Annotated in this window: 17 protein-coding genes and 1 tRNA gene; 16 read left to right on the top strand and 2 right to left on the bottom strand. The window is 69.2% G+C overall.

All coding sequences use genetic code 11. The features are described 5' to 3' along the window. The first annotated feature begins 1 nt into the window (after position 1). The 6 genes from paaE to AB4Y75_RS09000 are packed head-to-tail and all read left to right on the top strand — an operon-like array spanning position 2 to position 5,127. Complete coding sequence (gene paaE, locus AB4Y75_RS09025) at positions 2–1,087, top strand: 1,2-phenylacetyl-CoA epoxidase subunit PaaE (protein ID WP_441435529.1); 1,086 nt, start codon at positions 2–4, stop codon at positions 1,085–1,087. Positions 1,088–1,144: 57 nt separating this feature from the next. Further along, positions 1,145–2,311 carry a thiolase family protein gene (locus AB4Y75_RS09020; protein WP_441435528.1) on the top strand — a complete coding sequence of 389 codons (1,167 nt, stop codon included), beginning with the start codon at positions 1,145–1,147 and terminating at the stop codon, positions 2,309–2,311. Beyond that, complete coding sequence (locus AB4Y75_RS09015) at positions 2,308–3,066, top strand: enoyl-CoA hydratase/isomerase family protein (RefSeq protein ID WP_441435527.1); 759 nt, start codon at positions 2,308–2,310, stop codon at positions 3,064–3,066. Before AB4Y75_RS09020 ends, AB4Y75_RS09015 begins: the two co-directional genes overlap by 4 nt. Then, on the top strand, positions 3,063–3,905 hold the full coding sequence (locus AB4Y75_RS09010) for a 3-hydroxyacyl-CoA dehydrogenase family protein (protein ID WP_441435526.1): 843 nt from the start codon (positions 3,063–3,065) through the stop codon (positions 3,903–3,905). The genes AB4Y75_RS09015 and AB4Y75_RS09010 overlap by 4 nt, the downstream gene beginning before the upstream one ends. Next, positions 3,899–4,339 (top strand): hydroxyphenylacetyl-CoA thioesterase PaaI, encoded by a 441-nt coding sequence (paaI, locus tag AB4Y75_RS09005; RefSeq protein WP_441435525.1) that lies wholly within the window; start codon positions 3,899–3,901, stop codon positions 4,337–4,339. Before AB4Y75_RS09010 ends, paaI begins: the two co-directional genes overlap by 7 nt. Then, positions 4,336–5,127 (top strand): enoyl-CoA hydratase/isomerase family protein, encoded by a 792-nt coding sequence (locus AB4Y75_RS09000; RefSeq protein WP_441435524.1) that lies wholly within the window; start codon positions 4,336–4,338, stop codon positions 5,125–5,127. Before paaI ends, AB4Y75_RS09000 begins: the two co-directional genes overlap by 4 nt. Positions 5,128–5,173: 46 nt before the next feature. Here AB4Y75_RS09000 and AB4Y75_RS08995 read toward each other — a convergent pair whose 3' ends face one another. Continuing rightward, a complete protein-coding gene (locus tag AB4Y75_RS08995) occupies positions 5,174–5,773 on the bottom strand; it encodes a TetR/AcrR family transcriptional regulator (RefSeq protein WP_441435523.1) in 600 nt (199 codons plus the stop codon). 110 nt (positions 5,774–5,883) lie between these two features. Between AB4Y75_RS08995 and AB4Y75_RS08990 the strand changes: the two genes are divergently transcribed. Then, positions 5,884–6,300, top strand: a complete 417-nt coding sequence (locus tag AB4Y75_RS08990) for a PaaI family thioesterase (protein ID WP_441435522.1) — start codon at positions 5,884–5,886, stop codon at positions 6,298–6,300. A gap of 130 nt (positions 6,301–6,430) precedes the next feature. Beyond that, the gene (locus AB4Y75_RS08985; RefSeq protein ID WP_441435775.1) at positions 6,431–7,270 is read left to right on the top strand and encodes a hypothetical protein; all 840 of its coding nucleotides are present in this window, start codon (positions 6,431–6,433) and stop codon (positions 7,268–7,270) included. Positions 7,271–7,468: 198 nt separating this feature from the next. Here the strand turns inward: AB4Y75_RS08985 and AB4Y75_RS08980 are convergent, their stop codons facing one another. Further along, positions 7,469–8,116, bottom strand: a complete 648-nt coding sequence (locus AB4Y75_RS08980; protein WP_441435774.1) for a TetR/AcrR family transcriptional regulator — start codon at positions 8,114–8,116, stop codon at positions 7,469–7,471. 238 nt (positions 8,117–8,354) lie between these two features. Between AB4Y75_RS08980 and AB4Y75_RS08975 the strand changes: the two genes are divergently transcribed. From AB4Y75_RS08975 to AB4Y75_RS08940, 8 genes are all read left to right on the top strand, one after another. Then, positions 8,355–8,426, top strand: a tRNA-Gln gene (locus AB4Y75_RS08975). Positions 8,427–8,530: 104 nt separating this feature from the next. Next, a complete protein-coding gene (gene glmU, locus AB4Y75_RS08970; protein WP_441435521.1) occupies positions 8,531–10,012 on the top strand; it encodes a bifunctional UDP-N-acetylglucosamine diphosphorylase/glucosamine-1-phosphate N-acetyltransferase GlmU in 1,482 nt (493 codons plus the stop codon). A 2-nt stretch (positions 10,013–10,014) separates the two neighbouring features. After that, positions 10,015–10,995, top strand: coding sequence for a ribose-phosphate diphosphokinase (locus AB4Y75_RS08965; RefSeq protein ID WP_066216800.1), 981 nt, complete (start codon positions 10,015–10,017; stop codon positions 10,993–10,995). A 296-nt stretch (positions 10,996–11,291) separates the two neighbouring features. Beyond that, positions 11,292–11,882: a 50S ribosomal protein L25/general stress protein Ctc gene (locus AB4Y75_RS08960; RefSeq protein WP_441435520.1), complete on the top strand. Its 591-nt coding sequence runs from the start codon at positions 11,292–11,294 to the stop codon at positions 11,880–11,882. 104 nt (positions 11,883–11,986) lie between these two features. Then, positions 11,987–12,568, top strand: coding sequence for an aminoacyl-tRNA hydrolase (gene pth, locus AB4Y75_RS08955; RefSeq protein ID WP_441435519.1), 582 nt, complete (start codon positions 11,987–11,989; stop codon positions 12,566–12,568). A gap of 169 nt (positions 12,569–12,737) precedes the next feature. Continuing rightward, positions 12,738–15,521 carry a LuxR C-terminal-related transcriptional regulator gene (locus AB4Y75_RS08950; protein ID WP_441435518.1) on the top strand — a complete coding sequence of 928 codons (2,784 nt, stop codon included), beginning with the start codon at positions 12,738–12,740 and terminating at the stop codon, positions 15,519–15,521. Beyond that, positions 15,514–18,180 (top strand): LuxR C-terminal-related transcriptional regulator, encoded by a 2,667-nt coding sequence (locus AB4Y75_RS08945; RefSeq protein ID WP_441435517.1) that lies wholly within the window; start codon positions 15,514–15,516, stop codon positions 18,178–18,180. The genes AB4Y75_RS08950 and AB4Y75_RS08945 overlap by 8 nt, the downstream gene beginning before the upstream one ends. A gap of 395 nt (positions 18,181–18,575) precedes the next feature. Next, entirely contained in the window at positions 18,576–20,216 is a 1,641-nt protein-coding gene (locus AB4Y75_RS08940; RefSeq protein ID WP_441435516.1) for a sugar transferase, read from the top strand. The last annotated feature ends 1 nt before the right edge of the window (position 20,217 follow it).

Raw genomic sequence — 20,217 nt, 5'->3', positions numbered from 1 at the left:
CATGACTCTCACCGCCGACCCGGACACCGGGAGCCGCACGGCCTTCCACACCCTCACGGTCTCCTCGGTCGAGGCCCTGACGGATGACTCGGCCGCCGTCACCTTCGCCGTGCCGGAGGACCTCCGCGAGCTGTTCGCCTTCGACGCCGGCCAGTCGCTGACCCTCCGCCGCATGATCGACGGCGTGGAGCACCGCCGGACCTACTCGATCTGCTCTGCGGCTGGCACGGCGCCGCGGATCGGCGTGCGGGAGATCCCGGACGGGCTGTTCTCCTCCTGGCTGGTGCGCCAGGTCAGGCCCGGCGACACCGTCGAGGTTCAGCCCCCGAGCGGGAGCTTCCGGGCGGATCCGCAGCAGTCCGGCAGGCACCTCTGCATCGCGGCCGGCTCCGGGATCACGCCCATGCTTTCGATCGCGGCCACGATTCTGACGCACCCGGACTCTGAAGTGACCCTGCTGTACGGCAACCGGACCACCAATTCCGTGATGTTCGCCGAGGAGCTCTCGGACCTCAAGGATGAGTACCACCGGCAGCTGGACCTCATCCACGTGCTCTCCCGTGAACCCCGCGACGTGGAACTGTTCTCCGGGCGGCTGGACGCGGAACGGCTCCGGCGTCTCCTGGGCGAGCTGGTGCCCGTGCGGGACATGGACCACGTGTGGCTCTGCGGGCCGTTCGCCATGCTCACGGAGGCCCGCCAGGTGCTCGCGGAACTGGGGGTCCCGAAGGAACGGATCCACTTCGAACTCTTCTACGTGGACGAGCCCCCGCCGCAGCTCCGTCACGCCGACCGCGTGGCCGAGGGTGTCACGAGCGAGGTGACCGTGGTCCTCGACGGCCGCACCACCACCACGGCGATGCAGCGCGACATGTCCGTGCTGGACTCGGCCCAGCTGGTCCGGACCGACCTGCCCTTCGCCTGCAAAGGCGGGGTCTGCGGCACGTGCCGGGCCAAGCTCTGCGGGGGAGAGGTGGACATGGTCCGCAACTACGCCCTGGAACCCGCGGAGATCGAGGCGGGCTTCGTCCTCACCTGCCAGAGCTATCCGGTGAGTGACGAACTCATGGTGGATTTCGACGCCTGAGCCGCTCGACCCCAGAGCCCGCCCCCCTGCAACCATCCGGAACACGACAGGAGCACGATGAACGAGGTCTTCCTTCTCGACGGGGTCCGCACCCCGATCGGCCGTTACGGCGGAGCCCTGGCCGGAGAGCGGCCGGACGATCTGGCCGCGCTGACGGTGCGCACCGCGGTCGAACGCAGCGGCGTGGACCCGGAGGCGATCGACGAGGTCATCCTCGGCGCGGCGAACCAGGCCGGGGAGGACAACCGGAACGTGGCCCGGATGGCGGTGCTGCTGGCCGGGCTGCCGGACAGCGTCCCCGGCTTCACGGTCAACCGGCTGTGTGCCTCCGGGATGACGGCGATCACCACGGCGCGGCAGATGGTCGCCGCGGGGGACGCCGACGTCGTCGTGGCCGGCGGGGTGGAGTCCATGACCCGTGCGCCGTGGGTGACGGGCAAGCCGTCCCGCGCGTGGGCGAAGCCGGGGGAGAGCTGGGACACCTCGATCGGCTGGCGCTTCACCAACCCGCGCTTCGACGCGGACACCACCCTCAGCATGCCGCAGACCGCCGAGCGGGTGGCCGAGCGCTGGGGCCTGAACCGGGAGGAGCTGGACGCGTTCGCCCTCCGCTCCCACGAACGGGCCCTCGCCGCTCAGCGGGATGGCCTCTTCGCCCGGGAGATCGTGCCGGTGGGGGATTTCGCGCAGGACGAGGGTCCCCGGGCCGACACGACCGCGGAGAAGCTCGCGGCGCTGCGGGCCATCCACGGCCCCGGCGGCGTGATCACGGCGGGCAACTCGAGCTCCCTGAATGACGGCGCGGCCGCGGTGGTCCTGGTCAGCGAGCGGTTCGCGCTCGCGCAGGGGCTGACACCGAGGGCCCGCGTGGTGGGCGGCGCCAACGCCGGCGTGGCCCCCGACATCATGGGCATCGGCCCCGTGCCCGCCAGCCGCAAGGCCCTGGACCGCTCCGGCTGGACCGTGGACGAACTGGACGCCGTGGAACTGAACGAGGCCTTCGCCTCCCAGTCCCTCGCCTGCATCCGCGAGCTGGGACTGGACGAGGAGAAGGTCAACGCCTGGGGCGGGGCCATCGCCCTCGGGCATCCGCTGGGCTGCTCCGGCGCGCGGATCGCCCTCACCCTGCTCAGCCGTCTGGAGCACGACGGCGGCCGGCGCGGCCTCGCGACCATGTGCGTCGGCGTCGGACAGGGTTCCGCGCTCCTGCTGGAGCGGGCATGAGCGCCCCGCGGACGGACGGTCCGCTGCTGATCGAGGAGCGCCCGGACCGCATCCTGATCCGTCTCAACCGGCCCGAGGTCCGCAACGCGATCGACCAGTCGATGGTCGACGCACTGCACGAGGCGTGCGCCCTGCTGGAACGCGAACCCCGGGTGGCGCTGCTGATCGGGTCCGGTGGCACGTTCGCCGCCGGCGCGGACATCGCCCAGCTGCGGGAGCGGCGTCTCACGGATGCCCTGGCCGGGATCAACTCCGGGATCTTCGACCGGATCCACCGCCTGCCGATGCCGACCATCGCGCTGCTCGACGGGTATGCGCTCGGAGGAGGCGCCGAACTGGCCTACGCCTGTGACTTCCGGATCGGCACGGCCGCCGTGAAGATCGGCAACCCCGAACCGGGCCTGGGGATTCTGGCCGCGGCGGGTGGGGCGTGGCGCCTGCGTGAGCTGGTGGGTGAGCCTCTGGCCAAGGAGGTCCTCCTGACCGGGCGCATTCTGACCGGCGAGGAGGCTCGTGCGGTCCACCTGCTCAACGAGCTGGCCGAGCCGGAGGACCTGGAGGCCGCCGGGCACCGCCTGGCGGACCGGATAGCCGCGCAGGCCCCGTTGGCGGTGCGGCTGAGCAAGGCGGCCTTCCACGCGCCCCGGGAAGCCCACCCCCTGATCGACAATGTGGCACAGGCGGTGCTCTTCGAGACCCAGGAGAAGCAGGACCGCATGACCGCGTTCCTGAACCGACGCAAGGAGAAGGAATGAACACCGTTCCTGACAAGACCGTGCCTGACACGGTGGGCGTTTACGGGGGCGGACGGATGGGTGGCGGCATCGCCCACGCCTTCGCGCTCGCAGGCGCCGCGGTGACCGTGGTGGAGAACGACGAGTCCTCGGCCGCCTCCGCCCGGGACCGGATCGCGGCGTCCCTCGCGAAGTCGGCGGAGCGAGGCACGGAAGCCTCCGGGAGCGTCACGGTCGTGACCGATCCCGCGGCCCTGGCCGGCTGCCGCCTGGTGGTGGAGGCCGTGCCGGAGGTGGCGGACCTCAAGGAGGCGGTGCTCGCCCGGATCGAGAGCGCGGCCCCCGGGGCGGTCATCGGCAGCAACACCAGTTCCCTGTCCATCACGGCCCTGGCGTCCTCGTTGGAGGACCCGTCCCGGCTGATCGGGCTGCACTTCTTCAACCCGGTGCCGGTGAGCGAACTGGTGGAGGTCGTGGTGGGGGAGGAGACGCCGCCCGCCCTGGTGGAGGAGGCCCGAGGCTGGGTGGCCGGGCTCGGGAAGACCGCCATCACCGTCCGGGACGCCCCCGGTTTCGCGAGCAGCCGCCTCGGGGTGGCCCTCGCTCTGGAGGCCATGCGCATGCTGGAGGAGGGCGTCGCGAGTGCCGAGGACATCGACACCGCCATGACCCTCGGCTACCGGCATCCGGTGGGGCCGCTCAAGACTACGGACATCGTGGGCCTGGACGTGCGGCTGAACATCGCCGAGCACCTGGAACGGGAACTCGGACCGCGCTTCGCCCCGCCGCAGCTGCTCCGGGACAAGGTAGCGGCCGGGGAGCTGGGCCGCAAGAGCGGGAAGGGGTTCTACTCATGGTGACCGTCACGGACAGCCGGGAGCTGGCTCGCGCCTGCGCGGACGCCATGTGGAGCACCGACCAGGCCAGCAAGGGCCTCGGAATGGCCCTGGAGTCGGTGGAGCCCGGCCGGGCCGTGCTGAGCATGACGGTCCGCGACGTCATGGTCAACGGCCACGGGATCTGCCACGGCGGGTTCATCGCGACCCTGGCGGACAGCACCTTCGCGTTCTCCTGCAACACCCACAACGTGGTCACCGTGGCATCCGGCTTCGAAATCGATTTCCTCGAATCCGCCCATCTGGGGGACGAGCTGCGCGCCGAGGGCCGGGAAGTGGTCCTGCGGGGCCGCTCCGGGATCTACGACGTCACCGTGCGCCGTGGGGAGACCGTCATCGCCGTGTTCCGTGGCCGGAGCCGTTCGCTCGGCCGTCCCATCCTCGAGGAGACCTCATGACCACCGGATCCGTGCTCGTCGAGCGGCAGGGCGGCGTCGCCGTCGTGACCCTGAATCTGCCCGGGCGGCGCAACGCCCTCACGCTGGCGCTCAAGACGGAGCTGCGGGACGCCCTGGCCGAGGTGGCCGACGACGGCGGGGTGCGCGCCGTCGTGCTCGCGGCGGAGGGGCCGGCGTTCTCCGTCGGCCAGGACCTGGCCGAGCACGCCGAAGGCCTCCGTGGGGGAGGCGACGCGGCGTTCAGCACGGTCCGCGAGCATTATTCGCCGATCGTGCGGTCGCTGTTGACCATGCCCAAACCGGTCGTCGCGGCCGTGGCGGGGACGTGTGTGGGCGCGGGGCTCGGGCTCGCACTGGCCTGCGACTTCCGGGTGTTCGCCGCCGGGGTGAAGCTGGCGACGGCGTTCAGCGGGATCGGGCTGACGTTCGATTCCGGGCTGTCCTTCACGCTGCCACGCGCCATCGGGGATGCGCGGACCCGTGAGCTCATGCTGTTCCCCCGGGTCTTCACGGCCGAGGAGGCCATCGGCTGGGGCATCGCGGGCGAGACGGTGGACGCGGGATCGGTCCTCGATCACGCCCGGAGCATCGCTGAAGGCCTCGCGGCCGGGCCCACCCTGGCGTTCGCCGAGACGAAGCGGCTCCTGCTCGCCTCCTCCGGAGTGGACCTCGACGCCGCACTGGAGGCCGAGGCCGTAGGCCAGGTCCGGTGCGGCTCGACGCGGGACCACGCCGGTGCCGTGACGGCCTTCCTCGCCCGGGAGCGTCCGGTCTTCACCGGGGAGTGACGTGCAGGGAAGTGATACGCGGCGGAATGATGTGGGGCGGTGCGGATCAGCGGGGGCGCAGACCGTCCAGGGCGATGGCGATGACTTCGCGGCCCAGCTGCTCCGGCTCGATGCTGCCCCCGGGCCGGTACCACTCCGCGACCGAGTTGACCATGCCGAAGATCAGCCGGGTGGCGATCCCGGCGTCGAGGTCCGCGCGAAGCTGCCCGTCGGCCTGTGCCTCCCGCACCAGCGCGGTGACGCGGGCGTCGAAGGCCCGGCGCCGTTCGAGCGCCGCCAGTTCCACCGGGCTGTTGCCGCGCAGCCGCAGCAGCAGCGTCACCTGCGGCTGCTGCCGGGTGAGCGTCAGCACGGCGGCCCGGATGAGCAGATTGAGGGATTCGGCCGCGGATCCGCCCTGGCGCAGCGCCTCCTCCAGATCGGTTTCGAGCCCGTGCAGCGCCTCCTCCAGCGCGAGGCTCAGGAGCTGCTCCTTGGAGTCGAAGTGGTGGTAGAGCGCGGACTTCGACAGTCCCAGGCGCTGGGCCAGATCGGCCACAGACGTGGCGTCGTAGCCTTGTTCGTTGAAGAGCTCGACGGCGATGCGCAGCACCGCGGCCCGGTCATACCCCGGGCGTCCGCGGCGGGGAGCGGCCTCGGCTGTCATAGTGTCTCCTCGAAGGGTGCGTGGCCGTTGCGGGTGCGGCGTGAACGACCGGTCGGTTTGTCCTTGAAATCTAGCAGCCCGGGGGCCGGGCGCCGGGAAGGTGGAGCAGCGTGAGTGCGGACGAGAGGCGTGAGCCGTGGACCATCCACCTGGGCGAACTGGATGAGAAGCTCGGGATCCGGGTGCTGGAGCAGTCCGCGGACCGTGTGGTGACCACCATGCCCGTGGCGGGGAACACCCAGTCCCTGGGTCGTCTGCATGGGGGAGCGAGCGCCGCGCTCGCGGAGGCCACCGGCTCCTGGGCCGGGATGATCCATGCCAGCCTGCGGGGCAAGGTTTGCGTGGGCGTGGATCTGAACATCACCCATCACCGGGGCACACGTGCCGGGGAGATCATCGCCACCGCGACCCCGCTGCACGCCGGCTCACGGATCGCGACGTACCAGGTGCTCATCACGGATGGTGAGGGGCGGCTCCTCGCCACGGCCCGCATCACCAACATGCTGATGGACCCGAAGGACCACTGAGCGGTGTGCCGAGTTCAATTCAGCTTGTGGTGGCACTGCCTCGGTCTTTGGTGAATGAGAAGCGATGAATATTGTCAGTCCTCGCTGGTTGGCTTAGCCCCATGGGAATCTGAGGGAAGGGCGGGCCGTGATGGATCTGGATCCGATGCCGTGGTCGGTGAACGCGCTCGGCCGGCTCGGCACATGCTTGCGTGATGGAGTCGAACCTCCACCAGCCCTGCCGGACTATGGCGACGTGATGCTCTGGTACAACGACTTCGCAACCGCGATCCAGAGCCGGTTGATGGATCTCGATTTCTCCAACGTGCTCGGGAGCCGGGTCCCCCTGATCGTTTCCAGATCTAAAACTGTCGACACTTTGGCAGAGAAGCTCAGGCGTGACCGCACTCTCAAGCTGCCGAAAGTTCAGGACATTGCAGGTGTCCGCCTGGAGTGCACCATGAATCTGCGACAGCAGGACGACGTAGTGCAACTGCTCACCGAGAACCTGACCGGTGATCTGCAAGTCAAGGTGAAGGACCTCCGAGACGGATCCCACAGCGGTTATAGGGCGGTCCATCTGTGGATTCGCTCGGAACAGTACAGGGCTCGGGCCGAGGTCCAGATCCGAACCGCGGTTCAAGCGCATTGGGCGAACGCTTACGAAACCCTCGCCGACATGTTCGGGCGAGAAATCCGGTACGGATCCCTGCCGGATGACCCATCGGTGGCCGACGTCGTGGTGAAGCTTCAAAAGATGTCGACGTCAACGTTGTCTGGGTGGGAACACGCTCGGACGGCGGCGGAGGAGAGGATCGAGAGACACAGCGGGGCTGGTGTGGCCGAACCCGCAGCAGTCGGATCTGACATAGTCGGCATACGACGTGAGCTGTACGATCAGGAATACAAGATCCTTACGGGATTGTTGACCACGACGCTGTTTCTCGATCAGCTCAAGTCGAGAGTGGATCCATCGGAAGGGAGTATCTGATGTCTGGTTTCGTAATCCAGTACAACCGCAGGAGCGGTGAGCTGGAGGACCTCGAAACGTTTGAAGGGCGAGATGGCTCCCGCAATGCCTTGAAGCGGAGGCTGGAGCTTGAAGTCCGGCGGACCGACTCCGACATTGAAATCGTGTCGCTCAATGCCCGCTCTTTGGACGAGATCAAGGTGACGCACTCGCGTTACTTCAACGGGGGCCATCTTCGGGTCGGCTCACCAGCAGGCCGGGCTCCGCGGACAGCCGGGTGAGGCCGTTCCAGGCGAGGTTCACGATGTGAGCCGCCACCTCCTCCTTGCCGGGGGCCGCCGTCGTCCCAGGGCCGGCGTCGGCCGTACGGGCGTCCAGCCACCACTGACCCGTGGAGGCGACCATGCCCACCAGCATCTGTGCGTAGAGCGCGGCGTCCCGTTCGGCGTAGCCGCGCTGGGCGAACTCGGCCGCCAGGATGTGGGTGACCCGGCGTGTGATGGCACCGAGAATGGTGGAGTAGCTGCCGGTCGAGTCCGATGGCGGGGCGTCCCGCACCAGGATGCGGAACCCTTGGGTGTGCTCCTCGATGTAGCCGAGGAGGGCCAGCGCGGCACGCTCCAGGAGGATCCGCGCGGGAGCGGGAGACGCCAGCGCCCCGGTGATGTCCCGCAGCAGCGCCGCGGATTCCTGCTCCACGACGGCGGTGTACAGCTTCTCCTTGGAACCGAAGTGCTCGTAGATCACCGGCTTGGAGACACCGGCCGCCGCCGCGATCTCCTCGATGCTGGTGCCACCCAGACCCTTCTCGGAGAACAGGCCGCGGGCCACCGTGGTCAGCTGGGCGCGCCGCTCGACTGCGGCCATCCGGGTGCGCCGGACACCGGTCCGCCCACTGCTGGTCACCGGCACCCGTTTCTCCCCGAAGTCACCGCTCCATCATGCCTTACCCGTCCGGCCCGGGCGCCTTCGGCCGTGTCCCGCAGAGGCGCGGGGGCCATGCCGCCCGGGCCCCGGGAGGGCCCCGGCTCAGCTCGCACCTCGGCTTTCAGCGTGGCAGAATGGACTTTTGTGTCCGGCCTTGGCCCAGGCCTTTCCGGCACGGTCCGCTCTGGTGTAACGGCAGCACCCAGGCCTTTGGAGCCTTGGAGTATAGGTTCGAATCCTATGGGCGGAACGGCATCCCACGGCGTGAGCCAGGCGGATGACTGACCAGCTCGGGCGCCAGTCCGGGCGCATCCTGACACCGCGAGTCAGATTCGCAGATGAGGAGTTCCATCCGTGAGCAATGCCGAGAACCGCGCCGCTGCAGTCATCGTCCTGGCGGCTGGCGCCGGCACCCGGATGAAGTCCCGCACCCCCAAGATCCTGCACCGCATCGGCGGCAAGTCCATGGTGGGCCACGCCCTCGACGCCGCCTGGGGGATCGACCCCGAACGTTTGGCCGTCCTGGTCCGCCACCAGCGCGACCTCGTGGCCGGTCACATCGCCGAGATCGCTTCGGACGCCCTGATCGTGGACCAGGATGAGGTCCCCGGCACCGGCCGCGCCGTCGAGCAGGGCCTGGCGGCCCTGGACGCCACGGGCGTGGTCGAGGGGACCGTGATCGTCACCTACGGCGACGTCCCTCTGCTCACCTCCGCCATGCTCGGTGAACTCCTCGCCGCCCACCAGGAACAGGACAACGCCGTCACGGTGCTGACCACCGTGCTGGACGACGCCGCCGGGTACGGCCGCATCCTGCGCGCCGAGGACGGCTCCGTGCTGGGCATCCGCGAACACAAGGACGCCACGGAGGAGGAGCGGGCCATCCGGGAGATCAACTCCGGGATCTACGCCTTCGACGCCGCCGTCCTGCGTGACGCCCTCGGCGAGGTGACCACCGACAACGCCCAGGGCGAGAAGTACCTCACGGACGTGCTGGCCATCGCCCGGTCCCGCGGGGGCCGCGTGGCCGCCGTCGTCACCGAGGACCGCTGGCAGGTGGAGGGCGCCAACGATCGCGTCCAGCTCGCCGCGCTCGGCGCCGAACTGAACCGCCGCACCGTGGAGGAATGGATGCGTGCCGGTGTGACCGTCGTGGATCCCAGCACCACCTGGATCGACGGCACGGTCGAGCTCGAGGAGGACGTGACCCTCCTGCCCAACACCCAGCTGCACGGCAGCACGCGGGTGGCGCGCGACGCCGTCGTCGGCCCGGATTCCACTCTCACCGATGTGGTCATCGGCGAAGGCGCCAAGGTGACGCGCACGCACGGCTCCGGCTCCGAGATCAAGGCCGGCGCCTCGGTGGGCCCCTTCACCTACCTCCGCCCGGGCACCGTCCTGGGGGAGCAGGGCAAGATCGGCGCCTTCTACGAGACCAAGAACGTCACCATCGGCGCCCGCTCCAAGCTCTCCCACCTCGGCTACGCCGGGGACTCGGAGATCGGCGAGGACACCAACATCGGCTGCGGCAACATCACGGCGAACTACGACGGCGAGAAGAAGCACCGCACGGTGATCGGCTCGGGCGTCCGGACCGGATCCAACACTGTCTTCGTCGCCCCCGTCACCGTCGGTGACGGAGCCTACTCCGGCGCCGGAGCGGTCATCCGCAAGGACGTCCCGGCCGGTGCCCTCGCCATCAACGTCTCACCTCAGCGCAATGCCCAGGAATGGGTGATCGCCAACCGGCCCGGTAGCATTTCCGCGCAACTTGCGCAGGCGGCCGTGGACGCACAGACTTCCACCCAGAGCGACCCCACAACAGAAGGCGAATAATCATGTCCGCAATCACCGCGCACGGCGAGAAGAAACTGGTCCTGGCGAGCGGACGGGCCCACCCGGAGCTGGCTCAGGAGATCGCCAGCGAACTCGGCACCTCCCTTCTTCCCGTGGACGCCTACGACTTCGCCAACGGGGAGCTGTACGTCCGTCCGGCCGAGAGCGTGCGTGGCACGGACGCCTTCGTGATCCAGTCCCACCCGGCTCCCATGAACAACTGGCTCATGGAGCAGCTGATCCTGATCGATTCGCTCAAGCGCGCCTCCGCCAAGCGCATCACCGTGGTGTCCCCGTTCTACCCGTACGCCCGCCAGGACAAGAAGGGCCGCGGCCGCGAGCCCATCTCCGCCCGTCTGGTCGCCGACCTCTACAAGACCGCCGGCGCCGACCGCATCATGAGCGTGGACCTGCACACCAGCCAGATCCAGGGCTTCTTCGACGGCCCCGTGGATCACCTGATGGCGATCCCGCTCCTGGCCGACTACATCCGCACCAAGGTCGAGGCGGACAACATCACCGTGGTCTCCCCGGACACCGGCCGCGTCCGCGTGGCCGAGCAGTGGGCCGAGCGTCTGGGCGGCGCCCCGCTGGCCTTCGTGCACAAGAGCCGCGACCTCACCGTCCCCAACCAGGCCGTCTCCAAGACCGTGGTGGGCCAGGTGGAGGGCCGCACCTGCGTCCTGATCGACGACATGATCGACACCGGCGGAACCATCTCCGGCGCCGTCCAGGTGCTGAAGAACGCCGGGGCCAAGGACGTCATCATCGCCTGCACCCACGCGGTGCTGTCCGAGCCCGCCTCCCAGCGTCTCGCCGAGTCCGGCGCCCGCGAAGTGGTGGTCACGAACACCCTGCCGATCCCGGCCGAGAAGCGCTTCCCGAACCTCACGGTGCTGTCCATCGCTCCGCTGATCGCCCGCGCCATCCGCGAAGTGTTCGACGACGGCTCGGTCACCAGCCTCTTCGACGGCAAGGCCTGATCCTCACCTCCTCGGCGCCCGGACCCACGGAATCGTTGCGGACCCACGGAAAAATCCGTGGGTGGCCGACGATTCCGTGGGTCCGGGCGTTTTCCGGCTTCATCCGGAGTCCTGCTAAACTGGACCGTCACCTTGGCGAGGGAACCGTTCGTGCGGTTCCGTTATCGACTGGGTCCTGGGCTCCCAGGCCGGCCTCACGGCCGCCGGGTGGCCGGACTTGTCCCGCCGCCCACCAGGCCAGGCCGTCCTTCCCGCGGGAAGGCACGACGCCGGCCGCCGACTGAGAGGAGCCTCAGATGTCTGAGACCAAGCTCGACACCGAACTGCGCACCGAATTCGGCAAGGGTTACGCCCGCCGCGCCCGCGCCGCAGGCAAGATCCCTGCCGTCATCTACGGCCACGGCGCAGAGCCCGTGCACGTCAACCTGCCGGGCCGCGAGACCACCCTGGCCGTCCGCACCCCGAACGCCCTGCTGAACCTCGTGATCGACGGTGCCGAGCACCTGACCATCGTCAAGGACATCCAGCGCGACCCGATCAAGCAGATCATCGAGCACATGGATCTCCTGACGGTCAAGAAGGGTGAGAAGGTGGCCGTGGACGTCCACGTTCACGTCACCGGTGAAGCCGCTCCCGGCGTCGTCGCCAACCAGGAAGCCAGCACCGTCTCCCTCGAGGCCGAGGCCACCCACGTGCCGAACGCCATCGAGTTCGACATCGAGGGCCGCGAGGCCGGCGCACACGTGCACGCCTCCGACCTCGTGCTGCCGAAGGGCTCCGTTCTGCTGAGCGACCCGGAGACCCTGGTGGTCAACCTCTCCGAGGCCACCGTCTCCGAGACCGAGGACGAGGCTGCCGCTGAGGAAGCCGCTCCCGCAGCTGAGTGATCCTTCCGGCTCTGATGCCGGATGATCTTCGCAGCGAAAGGCCGGACCCCCTGGGGTCCGGCCTTTCGTGCGTCCAGGGTGCCGTCGGCACGTAAAATATTCCGGTGAGCGAAACATGGCTGGTGGTCGGGCTGGGCAATCCGGGGACGCAGTATGCGGGCAACCGGCACAATGTGGGCCAGATGGTCCTGGATGAGCTGGCCCAGCGGATGGGGGCGCGGTTCAGCGTCCACAAGAGCCGGGCGCAGCTGGCCGAGGGACGCCTGGGCATCGGCGGCCCGAAGCTTCTGCTGGCCAAGCCGATGAGCTACATGAACCTCTCCGGCGGCGCCACGTCGGCCCTGAGCCGGTTCTTCGGCATCGAGCCGGACCATGTGATCGCCGTGCACGACGAGATCGACATCCCCTTCAACACCGTCAAACTCAAGCTCGGCGGGGGAGAAGGCGGCCATAACGGCCTCCGCGACATCAGCAAGGCCCTCGCCACCAAGGACTATCTGAGGGTCCGGGTGGGGGTGGGCCGGCCGCCGGGTCGCATGGACACCGCGGACTACGTCCTCAAGGATTTCACCCCCACCGAGCGCAAGGATCTTCCCTTCCTTCTGGACGCCGCCGCGGACGCCGTGGAGGAGCTGGTGGGCTCCGGACTGGTGGCCGCGCAGCAGCGGTTCCACGCGCCGTCGTAGACACCAGGAATACGGCTCGCATTCCCTTCTCCTGCCGCGGACACGCTGGTATGGTTCAAAGTAACGAGCAGGGGGCATCGTGGTCAGTCGCAGGTCTTCAGGGGGCGACTGTTCATGAGAGGTGTCAAAGGTGAGTACATTCGGTACTGCCCACACGCCGACTTTGGCGTTGTCCGCAGCTCCCTCCACCTGGAGGAAGGTTCTCGGCGCGGTCGAGCGCAGGAAGTGGTCCGGTGTGGCTCACCGGCGCCTCATCCCCGCCGTGGAGGCCATGCTCCAGGATCCCGATCTGAGGGGCATGCTCCTGGAAGGTCCCGAGGGAAGCGGCAAATCCTCGCTCGGTTACGAGATCGCCCGCTCCCGTCCTGACCTCCATGTGGTGATCCTCTCCGGAACCCACGCGTTGCGCGGCAAACCGCTGGGGATCTTCCTCAAATACCTGGACCGCATCCCGGACAGCGCCGATCCGGTGCCGGCGGAGGTCATCCCGCCGCTGAGCCAGGCCATCGCCGAGGAGGCCCGGGGGCGCACCACGCTGCTGTTCGTGGATGACATCCACCGCATCGACACCGCGTCGCTGTCCGTGATCGTGCACCTGGTGCTGTCCGGCAGAAGCAAGCTCCTGGCCACGGCGCCGCGGACGCGGGACGTGCACTCCAGCCTGGGATGGCTCGTGCGCGATGGCCTGATCGTCCAGCACCGCATGGCGCCTCTGAACCGGAGCGAGTCACGCCAGCTGATTCTTCAGTCGACCGGGCACCCCATCTCCGAGGCCGCCCTGAGCGCGCTCCTCCAGCATCGTGGCCGCTCCGCGCTGACCATGCAGGCTCTCTTCGGCGAGCAGGTGGAGCAGCGCAGGATCGAGTTGCAGTCCGGGCACTGGATCTCCACTCACCCCCTGGCCATCGAGCCGAGGGGTCCCGTCGCCCGGCTCATGGCGGCACGGCTGCAGCGCGAACCGGAAGAACTCCAGAAGGCGCTGGTCAAGATCGCGCTGCTGCACCGGGCGCCCTGGCGTCTGGCCGCGGCCGTGGTGGGTGTCACGACGCTCGTGGAACTCGAGGAGCGCGGGCATCTGATGGTCGAGACCTCGCGCGACCGGCATGTGAGCCTGAAGGACTTCTTCCTGGCCGAGTCCATCCGGGTGGGAAGCCATGAGAAGGCCAGTGGTGAGCTCCTCGCCGAGATCAATCTGGCCGCCGGCGGCTCCCTCATGGAACTCGAGCCCTCCGAGCTCCTGGTCCTCGGCCAGTGGCTCCTGGACTCCGGACAGGAGCTCGACGCCGGCCTCCGCCTCGGCATCGCGGATCACGCGCTCGCGAACTCACGGCCGCTCCTCGCCATCCGGGTGCTGCGGGACTTCCCGGAGGACCATGGCCGGGCGGTGGAGGCGCGGGTCCTCACGGCCACCGCGTACTTCGCCCTGGCCGAGCCGGAGAAGGCCTGGGCGGTGATCGCGCCGGTGGACGTGGAGGCGTTCGCTGCGGCCGCCACGGGACCCGCGGCGCTCGCCGTCGCCGCCATGGTCCAGCAGACGCGGGTCCGCTGCCATCTGGAACTGTTCGGCGATCATCAGGCTGCCAGGGATGAAGTGACCACGCTGGAAGGGCTGATCCGCCGCTTCGAAGAGAAGGACCGCAGCGGCTGGAAGCGGACGGCGGGAGACGGCAAGCACTTGAGCGTCGCCGAACGTCTCCTGCTCGCCGGACTGGAGATCCGTTTCCACCAGGGGGATTTCCGCACGGTGGGCCCCGAACTGGAATCCCTGTGGGCGTCGCCCGACGCCAGCGAGGAGATGCGCCTGGTCTGCGGTGGCTTCCTGGTCATGTGCCACGCGGCGATGGGCCGGGAGGACGACGCGATCCGGTTGTCGGGTGAGGTGGCGGAGCGCCTGCGTCTCGCTCCGCAGGACTACAAGGTCCGGGAGATCCACCTCGAAGGCCGGGTCCTCGCGCTGATCTGGAGTGGCCGTTGGCTCGAGTGCATCGACGAGCTCCAGGAGCTGCTGGAGGCCAGCGGCCAGGATGCCATGTTCCGGGGCGGCGTCATGGAGCTGGGAGTCGGCCTGGCGCACTGCTTCGCCGGCAAGTCCGACCAGTCCATCGAGATCCTGGCGTCCTCGATCGCCCAGTTGGAGGCCGAGCGGGCCAGCGGCTACCTGTGCGTCGCTCTCTCGGCGCTCGCGTTCTCCCATGCCTCGGCGGGCAACGAGGAAGCGGCCCGGGAGATCCTGGCCCGGCTGGGCCGTCTGGAGACCGCCATGAACTGGGCCAACCGGTTCATGACGGAGTTCTTCGTCCGGATGGCCCGGTTGTCCATGAACGACCTGGAAGCCGCCCGGCTGCTGGTGAGTTCGGGTCTGGAAGACCTGGAGGAGGGCCGCGTCACGGCCGCCTCGCTCAGCCTTTTCGGCGCCAAGTACTACAACAACAACCGCGAGATCGAGGCCGTCCGGACGGCGGGCCTGCTCCGGCAGGGGGCCATGGGCCGCATCACGGCCGGCTGGGCGTCCGCGGTTCTGCAGCGCGATCCGCAGCGGGCCCTGGACGCGGCCACCGCAGCCGAGAAGCTGCAATTGCAGGCGGTGGAGTACCGGTGTGCCGCCGTGGCACTCGAACTGGCCAAGGAGAACGCCAGCAGCGTGTCCCTCGCCTCGGCCCGGGCCCATCTGCAATCGGCTGAGAGCGCCGGGCTGGTCAACCGCACGCTGGTGTCCGTCAGCCACGGCGGGCATCTCACCCACCGCGAACTGCAGGTGGCGCGCCTGGCGGAGCAGGGCCTGGGGAACCGGGACATCGCCCGCCGGATCGGCATCTCGGTCCGCACCGTGGAGGGGCACCTCTACCAGGCGTTCGCGAAACTGGGCGTCACCTCACGACAACAACTCGACTCGCTGTCCGCCGCCTTGTCGGACGCCGCCCCTTCAGGACAGCCAGCGCCTGAACATGAGTGACGTGGCGCGGCCCTTCGGCCGGGAACCGGAACTGGCGGAGGTGCTCAGGCTCCTGAACTCCGACGAGGTACCCGCCGTCTTCGTGGCCGCCGCACCGGGCATGGGGGTCACCACTTTGCTGCGCCGGCTTTTCGGCACCCTGTCCGCCACCCGGCCGGTCCTCTCCCTGCACGGCACCCCGGCCCTCACCCTGGTGAACTACGGTGTGCTGGCGGTGCTGCGGGGCATGGACTCGATGGGCGCACTCTCACTCAACCCGACCCCTGCGCTGAAGGTGCTCCGGGCTCATTTCCGGGCCCAGCGGCAGGCCCTCGGCGGGGACGCCGAGGGCCTGCCTCCCGTGGTGATGGTGGACGAGGCGGACTCCCTCGACCCGGCCAGCAGTGACCTGTTCGCCTCCCTGGTCATGGACGGGGACATCACGCTGGTGGCCTCCTACGACGCCCGGCGGCCCCTGGCCGGCCCGCTGAGCGAACTCTGGGGCATGGGGCTGGCTGAAGAGGTGGCGCTGGAACCGCTGGACCGCGAGCGCACCCGCGCCTATGCTCAGGAGGCACTGGGGGCACCGCTGCTTCCGGGCCTCGAATGGAAGCTCTGGCAGGACTCCGGCGGCAGCCCCATGCTCCTGCACCTGCTCCTGTCCGAAGCGCGCAGGAACGGCGGGATCGCGCTGCGCCGTGACGTCTGGGTGGCGACCTCCAAGGAACCGTGGTCCGGGGAAGGACTTCACGCGATCGTCGAGGAGCGGCTGGCCAGTCTGAGCCTGCAATCGCACCACGCACTCAACGCCGTGGCCCTGGGGGGCACGCTCGGCCGGGGAGTCCTGGAGGCGCGGTTCGGGCACGAGGCCGTGCAGACGCTGCTGGACGAGGGTTTCATCCGTTTCGAGGACGGCGGCCGGGAGCGGCTCCGGATGACGAATCCCGTGTACGGCGAAGTGGTCCGGTCGCTGATCCCGCGCAGCCTGAGCCGTGCCATTCTGGAGGATCTGGAGAGCCTTGAAGGTGAGGCGGACGCTCCTCTGGTGCTGCTGCAGCGGACCCGCTGGCTCCTCGATTCAGGACTGCCCGTGTCCCCGGAGCACCTGCTGAAGGCTGCCACGCTGGCCTGCAAGCATTTCGACGCGGGCCTCGCCGAACGGTTCCTCAACGCCGTGCCGGACGCCGGACACCGGGCATGGAAGGAAGCCGTGCACACCCGGCTGGACTTCAACGAGGGGGAGTACGGCCGAGTCCGGGAGCGGCTCGCGGCGCCCTGGGTCCTGGCGGATCCGGAGGCCCAGCTCAGGATGTCCCTGATCGAGGCCGCCACCTTGATCGCGGCCGGGCTGCCGCCGTCGGACATCAGAGGGCAGGCGCGGAGGATCCGTGCGCTCGCCGCCTCAGTCGACGCCGACGACGCCGAGGCCTGCCGCACGGCACTGCTCCGGCGCGCTGAGGTGCTGCAGGCGCTGGCCGCCAACCAGGAGGGACGGCTGGCCGAGCTTGAGGGACTGATCGGATCCCTCCTTGAGGCCACCGGGGATGACGACTCGCCCCACGCCTTGATCGACCGGACCCTGGCGCTGTCCCTCGACGCGGAACGCCTCACGGTGCTGGGGGATTCGGAGGCGGCGCTGCGCCGTGCCGGAGAGGCGTTCGCCATGCGGCACGACGAGAGCTTCGACGTCTACTTCCTTCCGGAGACCGTGATCGTGACGGCGCTCATGGTCGCCCTCGCCGCCGGGAGCCCGCAGGCCGCGCTGGAACTCGTGGCCCTGACCCGGATCGACGCCACGGGTGCGGCGATGGCGTTCGGCGGAGGCACGAGCCTGATCACGGGCGCCATTCGGGGGCTGCAAGGCGAGTATGCGGCCAGCCTGGAACCCCTGCTGGCCGGTCTGGAGAATCTGAAGCTCAACGATCCTCAGCGGCTCCGTGGTTTCTTCGTGGCGCAGGCGTACATGGCGGCGGCCAAGACCGGGAGGTCCGAGCTGGCCCGGGAACTGCGCGAGAGCTATGAGCCCGGCTGCACCTTCTTCTACGGCAAGGTCATGGCGACCCTGCTCATGGCCTGCGGCGACGCCGAACTGGAGCCCGAAGGTCCCGGCAAGGCCGCCATGGTGGAGACGGCGGAGTCCATGGAGCGTGCGGGTTTCCTCGGCCTGGCGGCTCCGGCCTGGTCCATGCTTCTGGGCCTGGGGCATCCCGGGGCCCGGGACCGTCTGGACAGCATGCTGGCCCGGCTCACCGGGCCGTGGGCGGAGGCCATGGTCCGCTTCCTGGAGGCCGCTCAGGTGCCCGACGCCCAGCAGATCCTCGAAGCGGGCCGTTCACTCGACGTGCGTGGGCACAAGGCGCTGGCCCGCTCGCTGTACCGCACCGCGGCGGACACCGCCCGGAAGAACGGCGACGGCGTCACCGCTCACCACGCCCGGCAGGCCCTCAGCACGGCCGGTGACTCCGTCGGCGACCGGGGCATCCCGGAGGAGGAGAACGGCCCGAAACTCACGGGCCGTGAGAAGGAGATCGCGCGGCTGGCGCGGGACGGCCATTCGGATGAGACGATCGCCTCGCTGCTCCACCTGTCCGTCCGGACGGTGGGCGGACACCTGAGCCGTGCTTACCGGAAGCTCGGCGTCTCGTCACGGCGCCAGCTCGCCGACGTCTTCAAGGACTGAGCACCCTTGTCCAGCCGCTCCGGCGGAGCAAGCCGCGTACTCGGGTAGTCCGGCGGGCGGCCTGAGGAAATCAGGTAGGGACACGGGGATGAGCAATACCACCTGAGGGCCGGGCGAGGACTACTCAGGTAGTCGCGGCGGACATCCGGGTCCGGGGCCTCTGTGCCGGTCGGAGATGCAGGTAGCCGCTCCGCGGGCCTGGAACAGGCGGTGGGACTTGACTGAAAGGGCAGTTCAAGAACCACAAAGAGGTCTCAATGTCCCGGTCTTCATCCCCGGTGGCGCATCGTGGCGAGAACCCATCCCGGGTCCGCCCTGTGCGGTCCATCGACAGTAACGGTGGTGCCATCACACTGCCCGGCGCTCCGGCCCGGGCTCCACATGCGGGGTCGGCGGTGGAACAGCCTTCCGAGACCGAGGCTACCCCCCTGCCACCGTCGGCCCCCTCACTCTCACGAGGGCGCACCACCGACCGGGCGAACGCCCACTGGACCACCGACGTCGCCGGCCCGCGCCAAGCGGTCAGCCTGAGTGAAGCGGCCGGCCTGAGTGAAGCGGCCGGGCTCAACGGGGCCCGGGCGAAAGGTCTGGCTCGTCGAGCCGGCCGGGCGACGGCCCATCCCGGCGCCGTCGCCTGGGAGGCCGGTCTCCGGCGGAGGCTGCGGATCAGTGACTGGGCGTGCATCGTGGCCGCCGTCTTCCTCGCCCACTCGCTCCGCTGGGGTCTCGGCGCCTGGGAGCTGGGGGACACCTACTTCTGGGTCAGCCTGGGGATCATCGTGCTCTGGTGCCTGGACCTGGAGTGCGGGCACAGCCGTGACCCCCGGATCCTGGGACTCGGGGCCTCCGAATACAAGGCGCTGGCCCACTCGGCCACCCGGGTCTTCGTGGTCGCCGCCGCGGTGCTGATCGTGGTGCAGGGCGGGGTGCTCCGTGGTTTCTTCCTGACGGCCTTCCCCTGCGGACTGTTCCTTCTTCTCGCTTCCCGCTGGCTGTGGCGCCGCGATCTCAACCGGCACCGGCGCCGCGGGGAGTACCTGCAGGACGTGGTGGTGATCGGGCGGACCAAGGACGTCGAATCCGTGATCCTTCAGCTGCAGGACAACCCCGCGGTCGGGTACCGGGTGGCCGGAGTGGCCCTCAACTCGCTGCCGAGGAAGACCACCTTCAACCGGCCCTGGTACCGCATCCCGGTGATGTCCACGCTGGACGACATCGAACAGCTGGTCCGGCTCTCCGGTGCGAGCATCGTGATCGTGGCGGGCACGCTCCCGGGCGGCTCGCATCGCCTCCGGGAACTCGGCTGGCGGCTCGAAGACCTGTCCACCGAACTCGTCCTGGCCTCACGGCTGACGGACATCGCCGGTCCCCGGGTGCATTACCGCCCCGTGGAGGGCATGCCCCTCATGCACGTGGAACTCCCGCAGTTCACCGGGACGCGCCATCTTCTCAAGCGCCTGGTGGACGTCAGCTTCGGCGTCCTGGCGCTGCTGATCCTCACCCCGGTGTTCCTGATCCTGGCGCTCGTGGTGAAATCCGACTCCCGCGGTCCGGTGTTCTACTCCCAGGAGCGGATCGGCCGCAACGGGACCACATTCCGGATGCACAAGTTCCGGTCCATGGTCGCCGACGCCGAACTCCGCCTGCCCGAGCTGAGCGGCGGAAATCAAGGGGCCGGCCCGCTCTTCAAACTCCACGACGACCCGCGGATCACCCGCAGCGGGCGGTGGATGCGGCGGTACTCGCTGGACGAGCTGCCCCAGCTGTTCAACGTCCTGACCGGCGAGATGAGCCTGGTGGGCCCCCGCCCGCCGCTCCGCCGGGAGGTCGAAGCGTATGAGCAGCCCGCCCACCGCAGGCTCCTCATCAAGCCCGGCATCACCGGGCTCTGGCAGATCAGCGGACGGTCCAATCTGTCCTGGCAGGAATCGGTCCGGCTCGACCTCTACTACGTGGAGAACTGGTCCCTCATGGGCGATCTCATGATCATGTGGCGGACCGCGAAAGCCATGGTCTCAGCGGAAGGTGCGTACTGAC

This window comes from Arthrobacter sp. RAF14, assembly GCF_052114185.1.
Lineage (GTDB): Bacteria > Actinomycetota > Actinomycetes > Actinomycetales > Micrococcaceae > Arthrobacter_E.
The sequence above is the reverse complement of the archived record's forward strand: the minus strand, read 5'-3'. Positions and strand labels throughout refer to the sequence as shown.